General features: G+C 64.5%; 15 protein-coding genes. 10 read left to right on the top strand and 5 right to left on the bottom strand.

What is annotated here, in order from left to right:
• Positions 1-89: 89 nt before the first annotated feature.
• Positions 90-1,400, bottom strand: coding sequence for a diguanylate cyclase (locus tag ABRP17_RS13915; protein ID WP_349985633.1), 1,311 nt, complete (start codon positions 1,398-1,400; stop codon positions 90-92).
• Complete coding sequence (locus tag ABRP17_RS13920; protein WP_349985634.1) at positions 1,397-2,197, bottom strand: alpha/beta hydrolase; 801 nt, start codon at positions 2,195-2,197, stop codon at positions 1,397-1,399. Before ABRP17_RS13920 ends, ABRP17_RS13915 begins: the two co-directional genes overlap by 4 nt.
• 182 nt (positions 2,198-2,379) lie before the next feature.
• On the opposite strand from ABRP17_RS13920, the gene ABRP17_RS13925 reads away from it, so the two are divergent.
• A complete protein-coding gene (locus ABRP17_RS13925) occupies positions 2,380-3,384 on the top strand; it encodes a 2-hydroxyacid dehydrogenase (protein WP_349985635.1) in 1,005 nt (334 codons plus the stop codon).
• Between the two features lie 61 nt (positions 3,385-3,445).
• A complete protein-coding gene (locus tag ABRP17_RS13930; RefSeq protein ID WP_349985636.1) occupies positions 3,446-5,068 on the top strand; it encodes a lactate permease LctP family transporter in 1,623 nt (540 codons plus the stop codon).
• A gap of 60 nt (positions 5,069-5,128) precedes the next feature.
• On the opposite strand, the gene ABRP17_RS13935 is transcribed toward ABRP17_RS13930, so the two are convergent.
• Entirely contained in the window at positions 5,129-5,431 is a 303-nt protein-coding gene (locus ABRP17_RS13935; RefSeq protein WP_188326541.1) for an addiction module antidote protein, read from the bottom strand.
• Between the two features lie 900 nt (positions 5,432-6,331).
• Between ABRP17_RS13935 and cyoA the strand changes: the two genes are divergently transcribed.
• From cyoA to cyoD, 4 genes are read left to right on the top strand one after another with little or no spacing between them, the layout of a single operon-like run.
• The gene (gene cyoA / locus ABRP17_RS13940; RefSeq protein ID WP_188326542.1) at positions 6,332-7,378 is read left to right on the top strand and encodes a ubiquinol oxidase subunit II; all 1,047 of its coding nucleotides are present in this window, start codon (positions 6,332-6,334) and stop codon (positions 7,376-7,378) included.
• Between the two features lie 2 nt (positions 7,379-7,380).
• Complete coding sequence (gene cyoB, locus ABRP17_RS13945) at positions 7,381-9,378, top strand: cytochrome o ubiquinol oxidase subunit I (RefSeq protein ID WP_349985637.1); 1,998 nt, start codon at positions 7,381-7,383, stop codon at positions 9,376-9,378.
• Entirely contained in the window at positions 9,375-10,013 is a 639-nt protein-coding gene (gene cyoC / locus ABRP17_RS13950; RefSeq protein WP_188326544.1) for a cytochrome o ubiquinol oxidase subunit III, read from the top strand. The genes cyoB and cyoC overlap by 4 nt, the downstream gene beginning before the upstream one ends.
• Positions 10,013-10,357, top strand: a complete 345-nt coding sequence (cyoD, locus tag ABRP17_RS13955; RefSeq protein ID WP_188326545.1) for a cytochrome o ubiquinol oxidase subunit IV — start codon at positions 10,013-10,015, stop codon at positions 10,355-10,357. Before cyoC ends, cyoD begins: the two co-directional genes overlap by 1 nt.
• Before the next feature lie 182 nt (positions 10,358-10,539).
• On the opposite strand, the gene ABRP17_RS13960 is transcribed toward cyoD, so the two are convergent.
• A complete protein-coding gene (locus ABRP17_RS13960) occupies positions 10,540-12,597 on the bottom strand; it encodes an EAL domain-containing protein (RefSeq protein ID WP_349985638.1) in 2,058 nt (685 codons plus the stop codon).
• A gap of 178 nt (positions 12,598-12,775) precedes the next feature.
• On the opposite strand from ABRP17_RS13960, the gene radA reads away from it, so the two are divergent.
• A complete protein-coding gene (radA, locus tag ABRP17_RS13965) occupies positions 12,776-14,158 on the top strand; it encodes a DNA repair protein RadA (RefSeq protein WP_349985639.1) in 1,383 nt (460 codons plus the stop codon).
• 145 nt (positions 14,159-14,303) lie between these two features.
• On the opposite strand, the gene ABRP17_RS13970 is transcribed toward radA, so the two are convergent.
• Positions 14,304-15,101: an inner membrane protein YpjD gene (locus tag ABRP17_RS13970; RefSeq protein ID WP_188326548.1), complete on the bottom strand. Its 798-nt coding sequence runs from the start codon at positions 15,099-15,101 to the stop codon at positions 14,304-14,306.
• A 245-nt stretch (positions 15,102-15,346) separates the two neighbouring features.
• Between ABRP17_RS13970 and ffh the strand changes: the two genes are divergently transcribed.
• The 3 genes from ffh to rpsP all read left to right on the top strand — a co-directional run bounded on the left by ffh (position 15,347) and on the right by rpsP (position 17,925).
• Positions 15,347-16,723 carry a signal recognition particle protein gene (gene ffh / locus ABRP17_RS13975; RefSeq protein ID WP_188326549.1) on the top strand — a complete coding sequence of 459 codons (1,377 nt, stop codon included), beginning with the start codon at positions 15,347-15,349 and terminating at the stop codon, positions 16,721-16,723.
• 13 nt (positions 16,724-16,736) lie between these two features.
• Positions 16,737-17,552: an aminotransferase class IV gene (locus tag ABRP17_RS13980; protein ID WP_349985640.1), complete on the top strand. Its 816-nt coding sequence runs from the start codon at positions 16,737-16,739 to the stop codon at positions 17,550-17,552.
• A 112-nt stretch (positions 17,553-17,664) separates the two neighbouring features.
• Complete coding sequence (rpsP, locus tag ABRP17_RS13985; RefSeq protein WP_188326551.1) at positions 17,665-17,925, top strand: 30S ribosomal protein S16; 261 nt, start codon at positions 17,665-17,667, stop codon at positions 17,923-17,925.
• Positions 17,926-17,961 lie beyond the last annotated feature (36 nt).

Here is a 17,961-nt window from a genome sequence, read left to right on the forward strand (position 1 = left end):
CCAACCGCGGGCGCAGCTCAGTGATGGCGACCGGCCTGCGTGGTTTCAAGCCACGGCGCCGGGCCCGGAAGTGAACGGATCAGCTTGGTTCAGCTGGCCATGCTGACCCGGTTCCGCCCCTCTGCCTTGGCGCGATACAGCGCCTCGTCGGCGCGTGCGGTCAGTGCCTCCAGCAGGCTCTGATCGCCACCGGGCAGGGCCTCGCCCAGCGCGCCGCCCACACTCACCGTCACATCGATGCGGACGCCGTCGACATTGATCGGTGCTGACGCAATGGCGCGGCGCAGCCGCTCGGCGGTCGCCGGTACTTCGTCGATCGCAGGCGCGGCCAGCAGGGCGATGAACTCCTCACCGCCGAAACGCGCGAACAGGTCGCGCTCGCGCAGGGCTTCCCGGCAGCGCTTGGCGACCACTTTCAATACCTGGTCGCCCACGGGATGGCCGTGGGTGTCGTTGATCTTCTTGAAATGATCCACGTCCACCATCAGCACTGCCACGGTACGTCCGCTCGCTTCACGCGCGGCGATGATCTGGGCGGAACGTTCTTCGAAATGGCGGCGATTGGGCACACCGGTCAACGGATCCGATGAGGCGAGGCGCCGCAGCTCGGCGGCCATCAGCAGATCGGCGGTGACATCAGTGAACAGCCAGATGCGCCCGTACTCACCGTTTCCCCGCACCGGGTGGGTGTCCACTTCAAACGTGCGTTCGCCCAGTGTCCAATTGATCTTCGCGGCAAAGTTGACGTTGCCCACCTGTGCGGCATATGCCTGTTCCAGCTCGGCGTGGTTGTCGCAGCGCTCGCGCAGGGCGCGCATGGGGCTGAGCAGATCCGCGGCACGAAGACGGCCCGGGGCGCAGCCCAGCAGGCTGGCAGCGTGCTCGTTGATCACCGAGCCCATGCCATCGCCATCGATCAGCACGATGCCGGCGGGAACACTCTCCACCAGGTCGATGAACTGATTCTGCACGATCACCTCGCGCGCACTCTCCCGCCGCGCGGATAGCAGCCGGGCTACGCCTTTGGCCAGCAATGGCACCTGCACGGTCATGGATCCGGCCGGTTGTGGACTGCGCCACAGCAGCAGCACACCACTCAGCGGTGCATCACGGGTTGGCGTCGGGACGAACAACAGCTGCCGTGCCGGGCCGCCCAAGGCGTGCACGATGGCGGTCGGTAGGCGGAATGCGCTCGCCTCGACGGCGTGCCCACTCCAGGGTGCTTCGAAGAGCCCGCTTCGCGCCAGGTTGAAGCCGGCTATCGGTAGCGCGGGGGATGAGGCCGTCCAGGCGGCACGTCCATTCGATTCAACTTCCACCGCCATCACCAGATCCGCCCCTGAGGCGAGTTGGGCGAAGTGGCACAGGCTGGCGAGTGCCTCGCTGTCGGTGGTGGTCACGCGACTGTCTTGCCCAGGCGTCGTTCAAGGATTCTCTGCACTTCGTCGGCTGCGGTCATGTGTGGCAGATGACCCGATGCCGCGATCACATCCAGTGTGGCGCCGTTGATGGCCTGTGCCAGCCATTCGCCCACCTGCACGGGCACGGCGACATCGACCTCCGTCTGGATCAGATGCACCGGCGTGGAGATCTGTGCGGCGACGCCGCGCATGTCCGAAGTGAAAATGGTGCGCGACGTGTTGAGCGCAATGTCGGGGCGCATCCGGAACAGCGCGTTGGAGAAATCCGCGATGACCTCGGAATTGTCCACACCGACCACCATCGGCGCGAAACCGGCGACCCACGCCTGGTAATTGGCGCTCATGCTTTCAAACAGGTTTTCCAGGTCTGCCGGTTTGAAACCACCGGTATAGCCCTCGTCGTCGAGATAACGCGGCGAGGCGCCGATCATCACCATGCGCTGGAACACCTCCGGCCGGGCGACCGATGCGGCAGCACCGATCATGCCGCTCATCGAGTGGCTGATGTAGGTGCAGTTCTGGATGCCCAGGTCGTCGATGATGTCGAGCAGGTCATCGGCGTAGCCGAAAATGGAGCCGTGCCGTTCGAAATCGTAGGTGTCCGCACCGTGCGGACCGCAGCCGGCCAGGTCGAAGGAAATGACATCGAAGCGTTCGTCGAACCACGGACGCAGCGCGGTCCACGCGGTCTGGTCGGTACCAAAACCATGTGCCAGGATCGCGACTTCTTTGCCGGAACCACTGCGGCGGCCGTTGAATCGTTCAAAGCTTTCCACGCACTTTCATCCATCACGCCGCGCAAGGGAAAGATACTAGGCCACCGGGGGAGGCCGGTCCACCGCAGCCTTGGCCCTTGATCGGCAGGGTCCAACCCCCGCTCGCGCATTGACCCAACGCAATGCGGCGCGGCATTCGCGGGTGCTACAGTCCGCCCATGTTCCGGGAAGGGAAGTCCTGCATGAAAATCGCCGTCTTCAGTGCCCGCCCGTACGATCGCCGCTCGCTGGATGCCTGCAACCAGCAAGGCTACGCAGCAGATGGCTTCGAGTTCATTTACTTCGATGCCACGCTGGACGCCCATACCGCGGCCCTGGCACAGGACTGCGATGCGGTCTGTGTGTTCGTCAATGATCGCCTGGATGCGCCTGTGCTGCAGGCTCTGCATGCGTTGGGCGTGCGCGCGGTGGTGCTCCGGTGCGCCGGCTTCAACAATGTGGATCTGGCCGCCGCCGAGCAGCTGGGTTTCTTCGTTGCCCGCGTGCCGGCGTATTCGCCTGAGGCGGTCGCTGAGCACACGCTCGCGCTGATCATGACGCTCAACCGGCAGACCCACCGCGCCTATAACCGGGTGCGCGAGGGAAACTTCATGCTGGATGGGCTGCTGGGTCGGACGCTGCACGGCAAGACGGTCGGCATCGTGGGCACCGGCAAGATCGGGCTGGCGACGGCGCGCATCCTGCATGGCATGGGCTGCACGGTGCTGGGTCACGACCCGTACCCGTCGCCTGAATTCGATGCGCTGGGCAGCACCGTGCCGCTGGATGAACTGCTGGCCCGGTCGGACATCGTTTCGCTGCACTGCCCGCTGACGACGCAGACCCAGCACATGATCGATGAGGCCTCGCTGGCGCGGATGAAGCCTGGTGCGATGCTGGTCAATACGTCGCGCGGCGGGCTGGTGGATACCGATGCGGTGATCCGGGCGCTGAAATCGCACCATCTGGGCCACTTGGCCATCGATGTCTACGAGCAGGAAAGCGCGTTGTTCTTCCAGGACCGCTCCGGCGAAATCATCGACGACGATGTCTTCCAGCGGCTGATGACGTTCCCCAATGTATTGGTGACCGGTCACCAGGGCTTCTTCACCGCCGAGGCGCTGCAGGAAATCGCAGAGACCACTCTGGGAAATCTGGTGCATTTCGCGGCCGGGTCCGAGTGCCCCAACCGGGTAACCAAGGCGTAGGGTGGGCTCAGGTGCGATGCACCGTCGCGCGTGATCGGGTGTCCAACGGGGAGCAGGAACCATGTGGCAGCAGAACTACGATCCGCTGGGTAATGCCAATCTGTCCGCGATCCTGGCGGCGCTGCCGGTGCTGGTGTTCCTGCTGGCCCTGACGGTCTTCAAATTGAAAGGTCTCACTGCGGCCGTTCTGGCGGTAGTGGTTTCTGCGGCGGTATCTCTGCTGGTGTTCGGCATGCCGGCCGGCGCCATCGCCGGCGCGGCGCTGCTGGGCATCGCCAACGGCGTCTTCCCGATCAGTTTCATCGTGCTGATGGCGGTGTGGCTGTACAAACTGGCCATCCGCAGTGGCAAGTTCGAGGTCATCCGCGGCAGCATCGCGACGATATCCGAAGACCAGCGCATCCAGGTGTTGCTGATCGCATTTTGTTTTGGCGGTTTTCTCGAGGGGGCGGCGGGTTTTGGCGTGCCGATCGCCATCTGTGCGGCGCTGCTGGTGGAATTGGGTTTCCGGCCGTTGAAGGCGGCCATGCTGTGCCTGCTGGCCAACGGGGCAGCCGGCGCATACGGGGCCATTGGCATTCCGGTGCTGGTGGGCGCGCAGCAGGGCGGCGTCAGCCTGGACGCGATGTCGTTGATGTTGATCGCGCTGGTGCAGGTGATCGCTCTGCTGACGCCGGTCATTCTGGTGGCGATGCTGGATGGATGGCGCGGCGTGCGCGACACCTGGCCGGTGCTGCTGTTTGTCGGCGCGGTGTTCAGCGGGGTGCAGATCCTCACGCTGTATCTGTTGGGGCCGGAGCTGGTGGATATCCTTGGGCCGCTGGCGGCGATGGCCGGACTGGCCGCCTTCATGCAGTTCTGGCGCCCCAGGCGCATCTACCGCGAGGAGGGCTCGCCCGCGGGCACGACGCAGCGTTACCAGTTGAAGGACGTGCTGCTGGCGTGGTCACCGTTCTACATCCTGACCGCGGCCATCCTGCTGTGGAGCCTGCCGGCCTTCAAGGCGTTGTTCGCCGCCGGTGGCGCCTTGAGTGGATCGGTCCTGCACCTGCCCATCGGCCTGCTGCACGAGCGCGTGCAGGAACTTCCGCCGCTGGTCAGCCAGGTGCATACGCTGCCGGCGGTATGGAACGTCGGCTGGATCAATGCGTCGGGCACCGCCATCCTGATTGCCGCCCTGCTGACGGTGCTGCTGTCACCGCGGTTGAGTGTGCGCATGGCCGGTGAGGAGCTGGCGCAGACCGGGCGTGAGATGTGGAAACCGCTGGCCACGGTGTCGCTGGTGATGGCGGTGGCCTACATCACCAATTACTCCGGTGCCTCGTCCACCATCGGCCTGGCGTTGGCACAGACGGGGGGCATTTTCCCGCTGCTGTCGCCGGTGATCGGCTGGATGGGCGTGTTCATCACCGGCTCGGTGGTGAACAGCAATACCCTGTTTGCCCACCTGCAGGCAGTCACCGCGACCCAGATCGCTGTGCCGGAGGCCTTGCTGGTGGCGGCCAACACGGCGGGCGGGGTGATGGCCAAGCTGGTATCCCCGCAGTCCATCGCCATCGCGGCGGCTGCGGTGAAGCTGGTGGGGCAGGAGTCGGCGATCATGCGCACCACGCTGGCCATCAGCCTGGGCCTGCTGGCTTATATATGTGTGTGCACGTGGGTGCTGTCGATGGTGATGGGGTGAGCGTGCGGGAGGCCGCTACTCGGTAGGGCTGCGTTGTATACGGTACGGCGTTGTTCTGCGTCACGTCACTGCCGGGCTGCCGGGCTTAATCAGCAGGGTGACGCCCAGCGCACCGAGCACCCGCTGTACTGTTTCGAACCGGGGGTGGGCGCCGGGCCTGAGTGCCTTGTACAGGCTTTCGCGTCCGAGGCCGGAGGCGTCGGCGATGGTCGACATGCCGCGGGCGCGTGCCGCGGTCTGCAGTGCTTCTTGGAAGTGTGTCGTGTCGCCGGAGGCCAATGCCTCGGTGAGGTAGGTCGCAATCGTTTCGTCGCTGTCCAGAAACGCTGCTGCGTCGAAAGGGATGATGTGGGTTCTGCTCATAGGTCGATTTCCCGTTGGTCGCACGTCGGCAAAGCAGCGCGATCAGAGGCGTGATGCCAGTCGTCTTGCGTTGTCGATGTCATTACGGTCAATGATGATCGCCTTTGCGCGACGGTCTCGCAGCAACCGAAGCCAAGTGGCGAACGCCGTAGTCTGTGTGATGACTACCATGAAATGTATCCTTGTGGATACATTTCGCAAGCGTGGTGATGCAACCTCGTGCGTCCGGGACTCCCCCTCCTGCAGAATCGGCGTCCGTTCAGTAGAGGAAAATCGGGAAACCCCGCATCCCTGCAGTGGCGCAGTGGGTTCATGCCAGCCACGAATGCCGTTCCGGACAGTTCCCAGCGCACTTCGCAACTTTCCTCATGTACGCCTGTGTCGCCGATAGACAGGATGGGGGTGCTGGAAGCAGCTCCTCCAGCCGGCAATGGCCGTTTCGCTTCCGTCAGGGAGCGGTCATTGCCTTTTGCCCTCCTTGTTCGGGCACGGCGGATGGTGCGGCGGCTACCCGGTTCGGGGCTGGGCGTTGCATGGGGTCTTCCCGATCCGCCGCTTTTTTTCCGTTGCGCGGGATGGAGGTTGCAGGTAGGGTGCCGTGGTGGTCCGCTCATGGGCGGCCAGCAGGTTTGACGGCCATCAAGACATTGACGGCCAGCGGCCGTCACTACCCGGCGGAATGCCTGCAAAATCGACGCTGCGACAACGTGTCGCATGCCGAAAACGTCGAATTCTGCGTCAGATCAATGTCAATGGCTTTCTTAAATGGTCGGTGACGGCCTAAACTTGAAAGGCTGACTCTTCCCCCGTTCTCCGAACCCGTCGATCCTTGGCAGGTCGGGCCGGCTTTTGCCGGACTGGGCAGGGCGGGGTGGCATTCCCTCGCAATTGGATCGACCGATGATTCCGTTGAAAACCCTTGGACGCTGTTTGCGTCCGGGCCTGCTGTTCGCACTGGCGGTGTTTCTCACCGGCTGCAACACGGCCATCCTGAATCCGAAGGGCCAGATCGGCCAGGATGAGAAGACCCTGCTGATCACGGCTGTCGTGTTGATGCTGCTGGTCGTCGTCCCGGTCATCATCATGACCCTGACGTTCGCCTGGAAGTACCGCGCTTCCAACACCAAGGCCCGTTACGAGCCGAACTGGTCGCATTCCACCGCGATCGAAGTGGTGGTCTGGTCGATCCCCTGCATGATCGTGCTGGTGCTGGCCGTGCTGACCTGGCGCTCCTCGCACGCGCTGGACCCGTATCGCCCGATTGAATCGGACGTCAAGCCGGTCGTCATCGAGGCGATCTCGCTCGATTGGAAGTGGCTGTTCGTCTATCCGGAAGAAAAGATCGCCGTGGTCAACGAGATCAAGTTCCCGGTCGACACCCCGCTGAACTTCAAGATCACGTCCGATACGGTGATGAATGCGTTCTTCATTCCGCACCTGGGCAGCATGATCTACTCGATGGCTGCGATGGAGACCAAGCTCCACCTGATCGCCAATGAGACCGGTGAATTCCCGGGCATGTCCTCGCACTACAGTGGCGCGGGCTTTGCCAAGATGCACTTCACGGCCCATTCGGTCACCGAGCCGGAATACCGTGCGTGGGTGGACCAGGTGCGTGCCGAGCAGGGCAACAGCCTGAACAAGGACACGTTCAAGGCGCTGGGCGAAGAGCGCAATTCGGACTGGCATCCGGTCACCTACTACGGTCAGGTGGAAGAAGGCCTGTTCGACTGGGTCATCGCCAAGCACATGGGCGATAACCGGCACTACGGCATGAAGCACGCGCACCCGGGTGCCGCTGCAGCCGATGCGGGCACGCAGGAAGAGCATGAGGGCCACGCCCCCATGGACGACCACGAGTCCAAGGCGTCTGGCGAGAACCTCGACGCCAACACCAACGAACACGAGCACGCGGGCCACGCCGGCCACGAGGGCTCGGGAGAATGAACATGCTGGGTAAGCTCTCTATTGAGTCGATCCCCCACGATCCGATCGTCCTGACGACGTTGATCGGCGCGATGCTTGGCGGTCTGGGCGTTGTTGCCCTGATCACCAAGTTCAAGCTGTGGGGCTATCTGTGGAAGGAGTGGTTCACCTCGGTGGATCACAAGAAGATCGGCGTGATGTACCTCATCGTCGCCTTCGTCATGTTGCTGCGTGGTTTCTCCGACGCGATCATGATGCGTACCCAGCAGGCGCTCGCCGTCGGCGGGTCCGAAGGCTACCTGCCGCCGCATCACTACGACCAGATCTTCACCGCGCACGGCGTGATCATGATCTTCTTCGTGGCGATGCCGCTGATCACCGGCCTGATGAACCTGGCCGTGCCGCTGCAGATCGGTGCGCGCGACGTCGCGTTCCCGTTCGTGAACTCGCTCAGCTTCTGGCTGTTCGTGTCCGGTGCGGTGCTGATCATGCTGTCGCTGTGGATCGGTGAGTTCGCCGCTACCGGCTGGCTGGCGTTCCCGCCTTTGTCCGGCATCGAGTACAGTCCAAGCGTCGGCATGGACTACTACATATGGGGTCTACAGGTCGCAGGCCTGGGCACCACGCTGAGCGGCATCAACTTCTTCATTACCATCCTGAAGATGCGTACGCCCAGCATGAAGCTGATGCAGATGCCGATCTTCACCTGGACGGCGCTGATCACCAACATCCTGATCGTCGCCGCCTTCCCGGTGCTGACCATCACCTTGGTGCTGCTGACCCTGGACCGTTACCTGGGCACGCATTTCTTCACCAATGACGGTGGCGGCAACGCCATGCTGTACATCAACCTGATCTGGATCTGGGGTCACCCGGAAGTCTATATCCTGGTGCTGCCGGCCTTCGGCGTGTTCTCTGAAGTGATCGCCACGTTCTCGCGCAAGGCGTTGTTCGGCTACAAGGGCATGGTGTACGCCACGGCCGCCATCGGCGTGCTGTCCTTCATCGTGTGGCTGCACCACTTCTTCACCATGGGCTCGGGTGCCAACGTCAATGCCTTCTTCGGCATAACGACGATGATCATCTCCATTCCCACTGGTGTGAAGATCTTCAACTGGCTGTTCACCATGTTCCGCGGTCGCGTGCACTTCACCACTCCGGTGTTGTGGACCATCGGCTTCATGATCACCTTCGTCATCGGCGGCATGACCGGCGTGATGCTGGCGATCCCGGCCATCGACTTCGTGCTGCACAACAGCCTGTTCCTGATCGCCCACTTCCATAACGTCATCATCGGCGGCGTGGTGTTCGGCATGTTCGCCGGTATCACCTACTGGTGGCCGAAGATGTTCGGCTACAAGCTCAATGAGTTCTGGGGCAAGTGTGCGTTCTGGTGCTGGTTCATCGGCTTCTATGTGACCTTCATGCCGATGTACGTGCTGGGCTTCATGGGCATGACCCGTCGCCTGCAGAGCACGGTCAACCCGGCCTACGAGCCGCTGCTGCTGATCGCTGCGGGCGGTGCCTTCATCGTCGGTGCCGGCATCCTGTGCCAGCTCATCCAGATCTTCATCTCGGTCCGCGACCGCAAGAAGAACATGGACCTGACCGGCGATCCGTGGGATGCCCGTACGCTGGAGTGGGAAACCTCTTCGCCGCCGGCCTTCTACAACTTCGGTACGCTGCCGCAGGTCACCGAGCTGGACGATTTCTGGGCCCGCAAGCAGCGCGGTGAAGCCTGGCCGAAGCCGTCCAAGTACACCGACATCCACATGCCGCGCAACACCGGCACGGGCGTGGTCATCGGTGCCTTCAGCATGGTGTTCGGCTTTGCGATGATCTGGCACATCTGGTGGCTGGCGATCATCGGACTGGTCGGCATGATCGGCACGTTCATCTACCGCACCTTCGACAAGGACGTGGACTACTGGGTCCCGGCTGCCGAGGTGGAGCGCATTGAAAACGAACACCGCAAGCACCTGGTTGCCCAGGGTCTGGTGAAGTCGGAGCTGAAGGCATGAGCACCCATACCCCTACCGTGAACCACGGGCACGCCGCACACGCGGCGGCCCATGGCCATGACGACCACGAGCACCACGACACCGGCGGCAACACCGTCTTCGGTTTCTGGGTGTACCTGATGAGCGATTGCCTCATCTTCGCTTCGCTGTTCGCCACCTACGTGGTGCTGGTCGGTGGTACCGACGGCGGCCCCGGCCCGGGCGATCTGTTCGAGCTGCCGTTCGTCGCGTGGGAAACCGCGCTGCTGCTGACCTCCTCGCTGACCTTCGGCCTGGGCATGATCGCCATGCACAAGAACAAGGTCGGTCAGCTGTACCTGTGGCTGGGCATCACCTGGCTGCTGGGCTTCGGCTTCATGTGCATGGAAGTGTGGGAGTTCAATCACCTGATCCATCAGGGCTACGGCCCGGACCGCAGTGCCTTCCTGTCGGCGTTCTTCGCCTTGGTCGGTACCCACGGCCTGCACGTGAGCGCGGGCCTGTTGTGGCTGCTGGTCATGTTCATCCAGGTCAAGCAGAACGGCCTGACCCCGACCAATAAGACCCGCCTGGCGTGCCTGAGCCTGTTCTGGCACTTCCTGGATCTGATCTGGATCGGCGTGTTCTCGGTCGTCTACCTCAACGGAGCGCTGTAATGGCACATGACAACGCACACGACCACGCGCATGGCACCGGCGGCGAGAGCCACGGCAGCGTCAAGTCGTACCTGATCGGCTTCGTGCTGGCGGTGATCCTGACCGTCATCCCGTTCTGGGTGGTGATGTCGGGTGACTTCTCGCGCACCGTCAGCGGTGTGGTGATTGCCGTATCGGCGGTCCTGCAGATGCTGGTCCACCTGGTGTTCTTCCTGCACCTGGACCGCTCGTCGGAGAGCCGCTGGAACGTCAACGCGGCGGTGTTCACCGTCGTGGTGATCGGCATCATCGTCGCCGGCACCCTGTGGGTCATGCACAACATGAACGTGCACATGATGCACTGACGTCCAGTCGACGTTGCCGCAGAACGCGAAAGGCCACCCCTCGGGGTGGCCTTTTGCTTTGGGTGATGCGCTTCATCGGTCTGGGACGAGCAGCCGACTGAAGTCGGCTTTACCGTGCATGGTGCCTGGTGTGTTCATCGGTAGCGCCGAGCCATGCTCGGCGAGCGCAGCGGCCCGGTGGCTTATCCCACCTTGCGCAGGAAATCCTCGGCGGCCATCGGCCTGCCCAGGTGATAGCCCTGCAACTGATCACAGCCCAGGTTGCTCAGGTAATCGCGTTGGCCCGCCGTCTCCACGCCCTCGGCCACCACTTTCAGCTGCAGCGAACGGCCCAGCGCCACGATCGACGACACGATGGCCGCGTCTTCCGCGTTCTGCTCCAGGTCGCGCACGAAGGCGCGGTCGATCTTCAGTTCGGTCGCGGGCATGCGCTTGAGGTACAGCAGGCTGGAATACCCCGTGCCGAAATCATCGATGGAGATCCGCACGCCCAGCCCGGTCAGCGCATTGAGGATCTGCAGGCTGGTTTCCACGTTCTTCATCGCCGTGGTTTCGGTGATCTCCAGCGTCAGCCGGTCCGCTTCCAGGCCGTGCTTCTGCAGCGTTTCCTTCACCGTTTCCACCAGGCCGGGGGCGGCGAACTGCAGCGGGGACAGGTTCACTGCCATCGTCCAGTGCGGATGACCGGCGTCGTGCCACGCACGCAGCTGCGCACAGGCCTGGTCCAGCACCCAGTCACCGATCGGCAGGATCAGCCCGCTGCGCTCTGCGATCGGAATGAAGACATCCGGTCCCAGCATCCCCAGCTCCGGGTGCTGCCAGCGCAGCAGGGCCTCGGCGCCCACGGCTGGTGCGCCGGAGGCCATGAACTTCGGCTGGTAGTGCAGCAGCAGTTCGCCGCGGTCGGTCGCGCGGCGCAGGTCCTGCAGCAGCCGCAACTGGCGGTTCGCACTGACCTGCATCGACGGCGTAAAGAACGTATACCCGTTCCGTCCGCCTTGTTTGGTGTGGTACATCGCCGCATCGGCGTTGGCCATCAGCTGGCGCTCGTCGTTGGCATCGTCGGGATACAGCGCAATGCCCAGGCTGGCAGTGACCTGCAGTTCGGCCGATTCGATGCTGAAGGGTTTGCCCACTGCGGCAATGATCCGCTCTGCCACCACTACGGCATCGTCCGGTTCGTCCACGGGCAGCACGATCACGAACTCGTCCCCGCCCAGCCGCGCCAAGGTGTCCTGCGGCCGCAACAATGAGCCGATGCGCTGGCTTACCTTCACCAGCAGGCGGTCACCCAGCTGGTGGCCGTAGGCATCGTTGACGGTCTTGAAGCCGTCCAGGTCGCAGAACATCACCGCGACGCCATGGTGGCGGCGACGTGCCTTTTCGATGGACTGTTCGATGCGGTCCTGCAGCAACGAGCGGTTCGGCAGCTGGGTCAGCGGGTCGTGCAGGGCGGCCTGCAGCAGCTTGTCATTGGCGCGTTCCAGCGACTCGGCCAGCAGGCCGGTGCGTTCGCGCATCTGCCGGTCGAACAGCGAGGCGACCAGCGCGATGCCGATGGTGCCCAGCGTGGTGACGATCACCAGCACTGCCAGCCACTGCGCATCGATGCCGCCATCGATCACCGCGCCGCACAGGCTGTCGGCGGGGAAGCGCGCGGCGGCCATGCCGGTGTAATGCATGCCGACGATGGCCACGCCCATCACCAGCGAGGCCAGTCCACGCAGGCTGCGGGTGTTGCGCCGCTCGGCGCGCAGGCGGAAGGCGATCCATAGCGCCGCACCGGCGGCCCCGATGGCGATCAGGATGGAGACGGTGAACCACAGCGGGTCGTAGTCGATGCCCGGCTGCATGCGCATCGCCGCCATGCCCAGGTAATGCATGGTCGCAATGCCCAGCCCGAGCAGCACCGCGCCGGCGACCAGGCGGTGGGTCGGCAGCAGCGGGCGTGAGACCAGCCACAGCGCGTACGCGGAAGCGCCCACTGACACGGACAGCGAATAGAACGTGATGGCCAGGTCGTAGCCGATCGGGATGGGCAGCTTGAAGGCGAGCATGCCGATGAAGTGCATCGACCAGATGCCCAGGCCCATTGCCGTCGCGCCGCCGGCCAGCCACCAGCGCGCCACGCGCCCCTGGGTTGTCGCGAGTCGTCCGGCCATGTCCAACGCGGTATAGGACGCAAGAATCGCGACCAGCAGCGAGAACAGGACGAGGCTCTGGCTGTAGCTGCCAGTCATGGGGAATCCTTGGGAAACGTGGGGGTGCGGGCAAGGCGGCGCGTATCTTATCGACCGGTCCGGCTTCAACCTGAGCGTTGCCTCACACGACGGGTCAGGTGACGGTCAGGTCGCCCGGTCGCAGCACCTGCGACGGCGCTCGGCTATGCTCGCCGTCCAACGCGCAACCGGAATCATCATGGCCAAGAGCCGTACCGCCTACGTCTGCAGCGAATGTGGCGCCGACTACAGCAAATGGCAGGGTCAGTGCACCGAGTGCAAGGCCTGGGACACGCTGTCGGAGATCGTCGTGGAAAGCGCCGCCGCTGCCGGCGCACCGGCGTCACGGCGCAGTGGCTGGGCCGGCAAGATCGACCCGCCGAAGGTCACCGCGCTGAAGGACGTGGCGCAGACCGACCACATCCGGGTCAGCACCCGTATCGGCGAGTTCGACCGCGTGCTCGGCGGCGGCCTGGTGGAAGGTGCAGTGGTGCTGGTCGGTGGCGATCCCGGCATCGGCAAGTCCACTCTGTTGCTGCAGGCGGTGGCCCTGATGGCGGCCGAGTTGCCGGTGCTGTACGTCACCGGCGAAGAATCGCTGGCACAGGTGGCCGGCCGTGCGCACCGTCTGGAACTGCCGCTGGAAGGCGTCAACGCGCTGGCCGAAACCTGCGTGGAAACCATCCTGCAGCATGCCGGGAAGGCCAAGCCGCGGCTGATCGTGGCCGACTCGATCCAGACGCTGTGGACCGAATCGCTGACCGCCGCACCGGGATCGGTCAGCCAGGTGCGCGAGAGCGCCGCGCGGCTGGTGCGCTTTGCCAAAGAGACCGGCACGGCCGTGTTTCTGGTCGGGCATGTCACCAAGGAGGGCGGCATTGCCGGGCCCCGCGTGCTGGAGCACATGGTGGATGCGGTGTTGTATTTCGAGGGCGAGAGCGGCAGCCGCTTCCGCCTGCTGCGGGCATTCAAGAACCGCTTTGGCGCGGTCAACGAACTGGGCGTGTTCGCGATGGGCGACAAGGGCCTGAAAGAGGTCTCCAATCCGTCGGCGATCTTCCTGTCCGGCGGCAGTACGCGCCAGCCCGGTTCCTGCGTGATGGTGACCCGCGAGGGCACCCGCCCGCTGTTGGTGGAGGTGCAGGCACTGGTGGACTCCTCGCCGCTGTCCAATCCGCGCCGCGTGGCGGTGGGGCTGGAACAGAACCGGCTGGCGATGCTGCTGGCGGTGCTGCACCGCCACGGTGGTGTGGTGGTGGGCGACCAGGACGTGTTCGTCAACGTGGTCGGCGGCATCCGCGTGCAGGAAACCGCGGCGGACCTGCCGGTGCTGCTGGCGGTGCTGTCGTCCCTGCAGGATCGCGCGCTGGCGGAAAAGACCATCGCCTTCGGTGAGGTCGGTTTGTCCGGCGAGATCCGTCCGGTGCCCAATGGCGAAGACCGCCTGCGTGAAGCGGCCACCCACGGCTTCAAACGCGCCATCGTGCCCAAGGCGAACGCGCCGAAGGGTGGGGCAGTGAAGGGCATGGAAGTGATCGCCGTGGAGCGGCTGTCCGAAGCGCTGGAAGCCGCTGGCGCGTAACCTGCCGGCACGGCGTTACCGGCCCTGTGATGCGATCCGCCGGGTACGTGCGCAGACTTTCTGGTGAGCAGCCCCCTTGTTGTTCAAGGGGGCGCGCCAACGGCGCGGGGATAAGGTGGAATGCGTGGGCATACGGCCCGATGCTTTACCGGGTCGTATGCCCGAATACCAGTTCGATCACGAACTGGCTGCCGAAGAACGCCAGCAACAGCAGCAGCATCGCGCTGAGGGTCCAGTGCACGGCCTTCAGCCCGCGCCAGCCGTAACGGCGACGGCCAATCAGCAGCACACCGAAGACCAGCCACGAGAGCACGCTGAGCACCGTCTTGTGCACCAGCTTCTGTGCCAGCAGGTCATCAACGAACAGCACGCCGGTGACCAGCGTCAGGGTCAGCAGGGCGAAGCCCACGGTGATCACCCGGAACAGCAGTGATTCCAGATCGGCCAGCGGCGGCAGGGCGCGCAGCCACGGACGGAACTCGCGGCGGCGCAGGGCGCGTTCCTGCAGCCACAGCATGATGGCCAGCAGGGCGGCGATGCTCAGCGTGGCGTAGGACAGCAGGGCCAGCCAGGCATGGCTGGCCAAGCGCCAGCCCAGCTCCCGGCTTGGTTCGTGTCCATAGCCGTGATACGCGGCCAGCAGCAGCGCGGCCAAGGGGAACACGACCACGCCGAGCGCCGCCATGCGCCCGCGCGCACCGACCAGCGAGGTCAGGCCGGCCATGCCCAGGCCCACCAGCGAGAGTGCGGCGAAGAAGTGCATGTCCGGGCCGCCGGCATTCTGCAGCGCCACCTGCACGTGGTAACCAGCATGCAGCAAGGTGGCAGGCACCGCCGCCCACACCCAGCCGCGACCGGGGCGGGGCGCATCGCTGCCGACCGCGCGCACCAGCATCACGGAGGCGGTCAGGTAGAGCAGGGCAGCGATGAGAACGATTGTCATCGTAGAAGTTTCGCACACCCCCAGCACAGTAGCGACGACCCGTCGGTCGCACCCGGGGCGGCGGCACCGAGGCCCCGAATCCCGGTAGCGCCGACCCATGGTCGGCGAGCGCGAAGCGCGGCCTGCGTCAGGCACGACAATCCCGCACAGCGTCCGCCGAGCACGGCTCGGCGCTGCCGGTCCCGTTTCCCGGACCGGCTATACTGTATGCCTCATTGTTCCCCGTTCCAGACAGGTTGCATCGCATGTTCGAGTCCCTGACCCAGCGCCTTTCCGGCACCATCGAGCGCCTGCGTGGCCGTGGCCGCCTGACCGAGGAAAACATCCGCGACGCTACCCGCGAAGTACGCATCGCGCTGTTGGAAGCGGACGTTGCCCTGCCGGTCGTGCAGGCCCTGATCGAGCGCATCAAAGAGCGCGCGGTCGGCCAGGAAGTGTTGAAGTCGCTGACCCCGGGCCAGGCGCTGATCAAGGTCGTCCGCGATGAGCTGACCGCGGTGATGGGCGCTGAAGCGAGCGAGCTGAACCTCAATGTGCCGGCGCCGGCGATCATCCTGATGGCCGGCCTGCAGGGTGCGGGCAAGACCACCACGGTGGGCAAGCTGGCCAAGCACCTGAAGGAAAAGCGCAAGAAAAAGGTGATGGTGGTGTCGGCCGACGTCTACCGTCCGGCCGCTATCGAGCAGTTGAAGACGCTGGCCGACCAGGTGGGCGTGCTGTTCTTCCCGTCCAGCGCCGACCAGAAGCCGGAAGCGATCGTCCGCGCGGCCATCGACGATGCGCGCAAGTCGTTCGTCGATGTGCTGATTGTCGATACCGCCGGCCGACTGGCGATCGACGAAGCGATGATGGCCGAGATCAAGGCCCTGCACGCAGCGGTCAATCCGGCGGAAACCCTGTTCGTGGTCGATGCCATGACCGGCCAGGATGCGGCCAATACCGCGAAAGCCTTCGGCGATGCGTTGCCGCTGACCGGCGTGGTGCTGACCAAGACCGACGGTGATGCGCGTGGCGGTGCTGCGCTGAGCGTGCGTCACATCACCGGCAAGCCGATCAAGTTCGTTGGTGTAAGTGAAAAGCCCGACGGCCTGGATGTTTTCCATCCCGACCGTATCGCCAGCCGCATTCTGGACATGGGCGACGTGCTGTCGCTGGTGGAGCAGGTTGAACAGCAGGTCGACAAGGACAAAGCCCAGAAGCTGGCCGAGAAGGTCGCCAAGGGCAAGAAGTTCGACCTCAACGACATGCGTGACCAGTTGGAGCAGATGCAGAACATGGGCGGCATCGGCGGCCTGATGGACAAGCTGCCGGGCCTGGGCCAGATCCCGGAGCACCTGAAGCAGCAGGTCAGCCAGGGCAAGGAAGTGCCGCGAATGATCGCGATCATCGGCTCGATGACCAAGAAAGAACGCCGCAATCCGGGCCTGCTCAACGGTTCGCGCCGCGCCCGCATCGCGCGCGGCTCGGGCACCCAGCCGTCTGACGTGAACAAGCTGATGAAGCAGTACATGCAGATGGAAAAGATGATGAGCAAGATGGCCGGCGGCGGCATGAAGGGCATGATGCGAAGCATGAAGGGCATGATGGGCGCCATGGGCGGCCGCGGCCTGCCGTTCCGCTGATCATCGCCCGGTGATGAGCGCGGTCTGGTGCAACGGTGAGCCGGCAGACGCCGCCGCGTTGTCCGCCGCACTGGTCAATTACGGTCACTTCACATCGCTGCAGGTGCGCGATCGCGCGGTGCAGGGATTGGACCTGCACCTGCAGCGACTGGTGCAGGCCACCGGCACGCTGTTCGGCACGACGCTGGAGGCGCAGCAGGTGCGGCGCTGGATGGCGTATGCGGTTGAACACAGGGAGATGGCGGACGCTTCAATGCGGGTCACCGTATTCTCCCGCGCCTTCGATTTCCGCGAACCCTTGGCTGCCGTGCCGGTGGACGTCCTGGTGGCCGTGGGGGCGCCGGTGCAGTTGGCCGCCGTGCGCGCGGTGCGCAGCATCGGCTATCAGCGTGAGATGCCGGCCCTGAAGCACGTGGGAACGTTCGGCCTGTTCCAGCAGCGGCGCGATGCCATGGCGGGCGGCTTCGACGATGCGCTGTTCCTGACCGCGGATGGTCTGGTCAGTGAAGGCACCACCTGGAATGTGGCATTTCTCGATGGCGAGCAGCTGGTGTGGCCGCAGGCGCCGGCCTTGCGCGGTACGGCCGAGGCACTGCTGCAGGCGCATTGGCAGGGGCCTCAGGTGCAGCGCGCCTATCACGCGGCGGAACTGGCCACGGCCACGGCGGCGTTTGCCTGCAACGCGAGCGGCATCTGGCCGTTGGGTGGCATTGACGGGCGTCTGTTGCCGGATTCCATCGCCTTGGCCGAACGGGCCCGGCGCGTCATGGCCGCCGTTGCCTGGCAATCACTGGACGAGCAAGCGGTGCCGTCCCGCCCTCCGGCCTGACAGCCCATTCAGCCCGGAAAGGTCCGCTGGGGTTGGCGCGGACGAAAGCTGCCGCTATAATCGCCGGCTTACCGCGCCATCCTGGCGACTGGGTTACATAGGAAAATACACCATGGTCAAGATTCGACTGACCCGCGGCGGCGCCAAGAAGCGTCCCTTCTACCACATCATCGTGACCGACGTCCGTAGCGCCCGTGATGGCCGCAATATCGAGCGCGTTGGTTTCTACAACCCGGTTGCCCAGGGCGCCGAGAAGCGTATCGAGCTGGACCTGGCCCGCGTTGACCATTGGGTCAAGAACGGCGCCCAGCCGACCGACAAGGTGCGCAACCTGATCAAGGAAGCGTCCAAGTCCCAGGCCGCTGCGGCCTGATCATGAAGGGCCGCGCCCCGCGCGGCCCGTCTGGCC

The organism is Stenotrophomonas sp. WHRI 8082 (assembly GCF_040223995.2).
Lineage (GTDB): Bacteria > Pseudomonadota > Gammaproteobacteria > Xanthomonadales > Xanthomonadaceae > Stenotrophomonas.

What these genes read in the sequence shown, in the direction of transcription:
- ABRP17_RS13925 (WP_349985635.1), top strand. Translation starts at nt 2,380, where the DNA reads ATGAAAATCGCCGTCTTCAGTGCCCGCCCGTACGATCGCCGCTCGCTG.
- ABRP17_RS13930 (WP_349985636.1), top strand. Translation starts at nt 3,446, where the DNA reads ATGTGGCAGCAGAACTACGATCCGCTGGGTAATGCCAATCTGTCCGCG.
- ABRP17_RS13935 (WP_188326541.1), bottom strand. Translation starts at nt 5,431, where the DNA reads ATGAGCAGAACCCACATCATCCCTTTCGACGCAGCAGCGTTTCTGGAC.
- cyoA (WP_188326542.1), top strand. Translation starts at nt 6,332, where the DNA reads ATGATTCCGTTGAAAACCCTTGGACGCTGTTTGCGTCCGGGCCTGCTG.
- cyoB (WP_349985637.1), top strand. Translation starts at nt 7,381, where the DNA reads ATGCTGGGTAAGCTCTCTATTGAGTCGATCCCCCACGATCCGATCGTC.
- cyoC (WP_188326544.1), top strand. Translation starts at nt 9,375, where the DNA reads ATGAGCACCCATACCCCTACCGTGAACCACGGGCACGCCGCACACGCG.
- cyoD (WP_188326545.1), top strand. Translation starts at nt 10,013, where the DNA reads ATGGCACATGACAACGCACACGACCACGCGCATGGCACCGGCGGCGAG.
- ABRP17_RS13960 (WP_349985638.1), bottom strand. Translation starts at nt 12,597, where the DNA reads ATGACTGGCAGCTACAGCCAGAGCCTCGTCCTGTTCTCGCTGCTGGTC.
- radA (WP_349985639.1), top strand. Translation starts at nt 12,776, where the DNA reads ATGGCCAAGAGCCGTACCGCCTACGTCTGCAGCGAATGTGGCGCCGAC.
- ABRP17_RS13970 (WP_188326548.1), bottom strand. Translation starts at nt 15,101, where the DNA reads ATGACAATCGTTCTCATCGCTGCCCTGCTCTACCTGACCGCCTCCGTG.
- ffh (WP_188326549.1), top strand. Translation starts at nt 15,347, where the DNA reads ATGTTCGAGTCCCTGACCCAGCGCCTTTCCGGCACCATCGAGCGCCTG.
- ABRP17_RS13980 (WP_349985640.1), top strand. Translation starts at nt 16,737, where the DNA reads ATGAGCGCGGTCTGGTGCAACGGTGAGCCGGCAGACGCCGCCGCGTTG.
- rpsP (WP_188326551.1), top strand. Translation starts at nt 17,665, where the DNA reads ATGGTCAAGATTCGACTGACCCGCGGCGGCGCCAAGAAGCGTCCCTTC.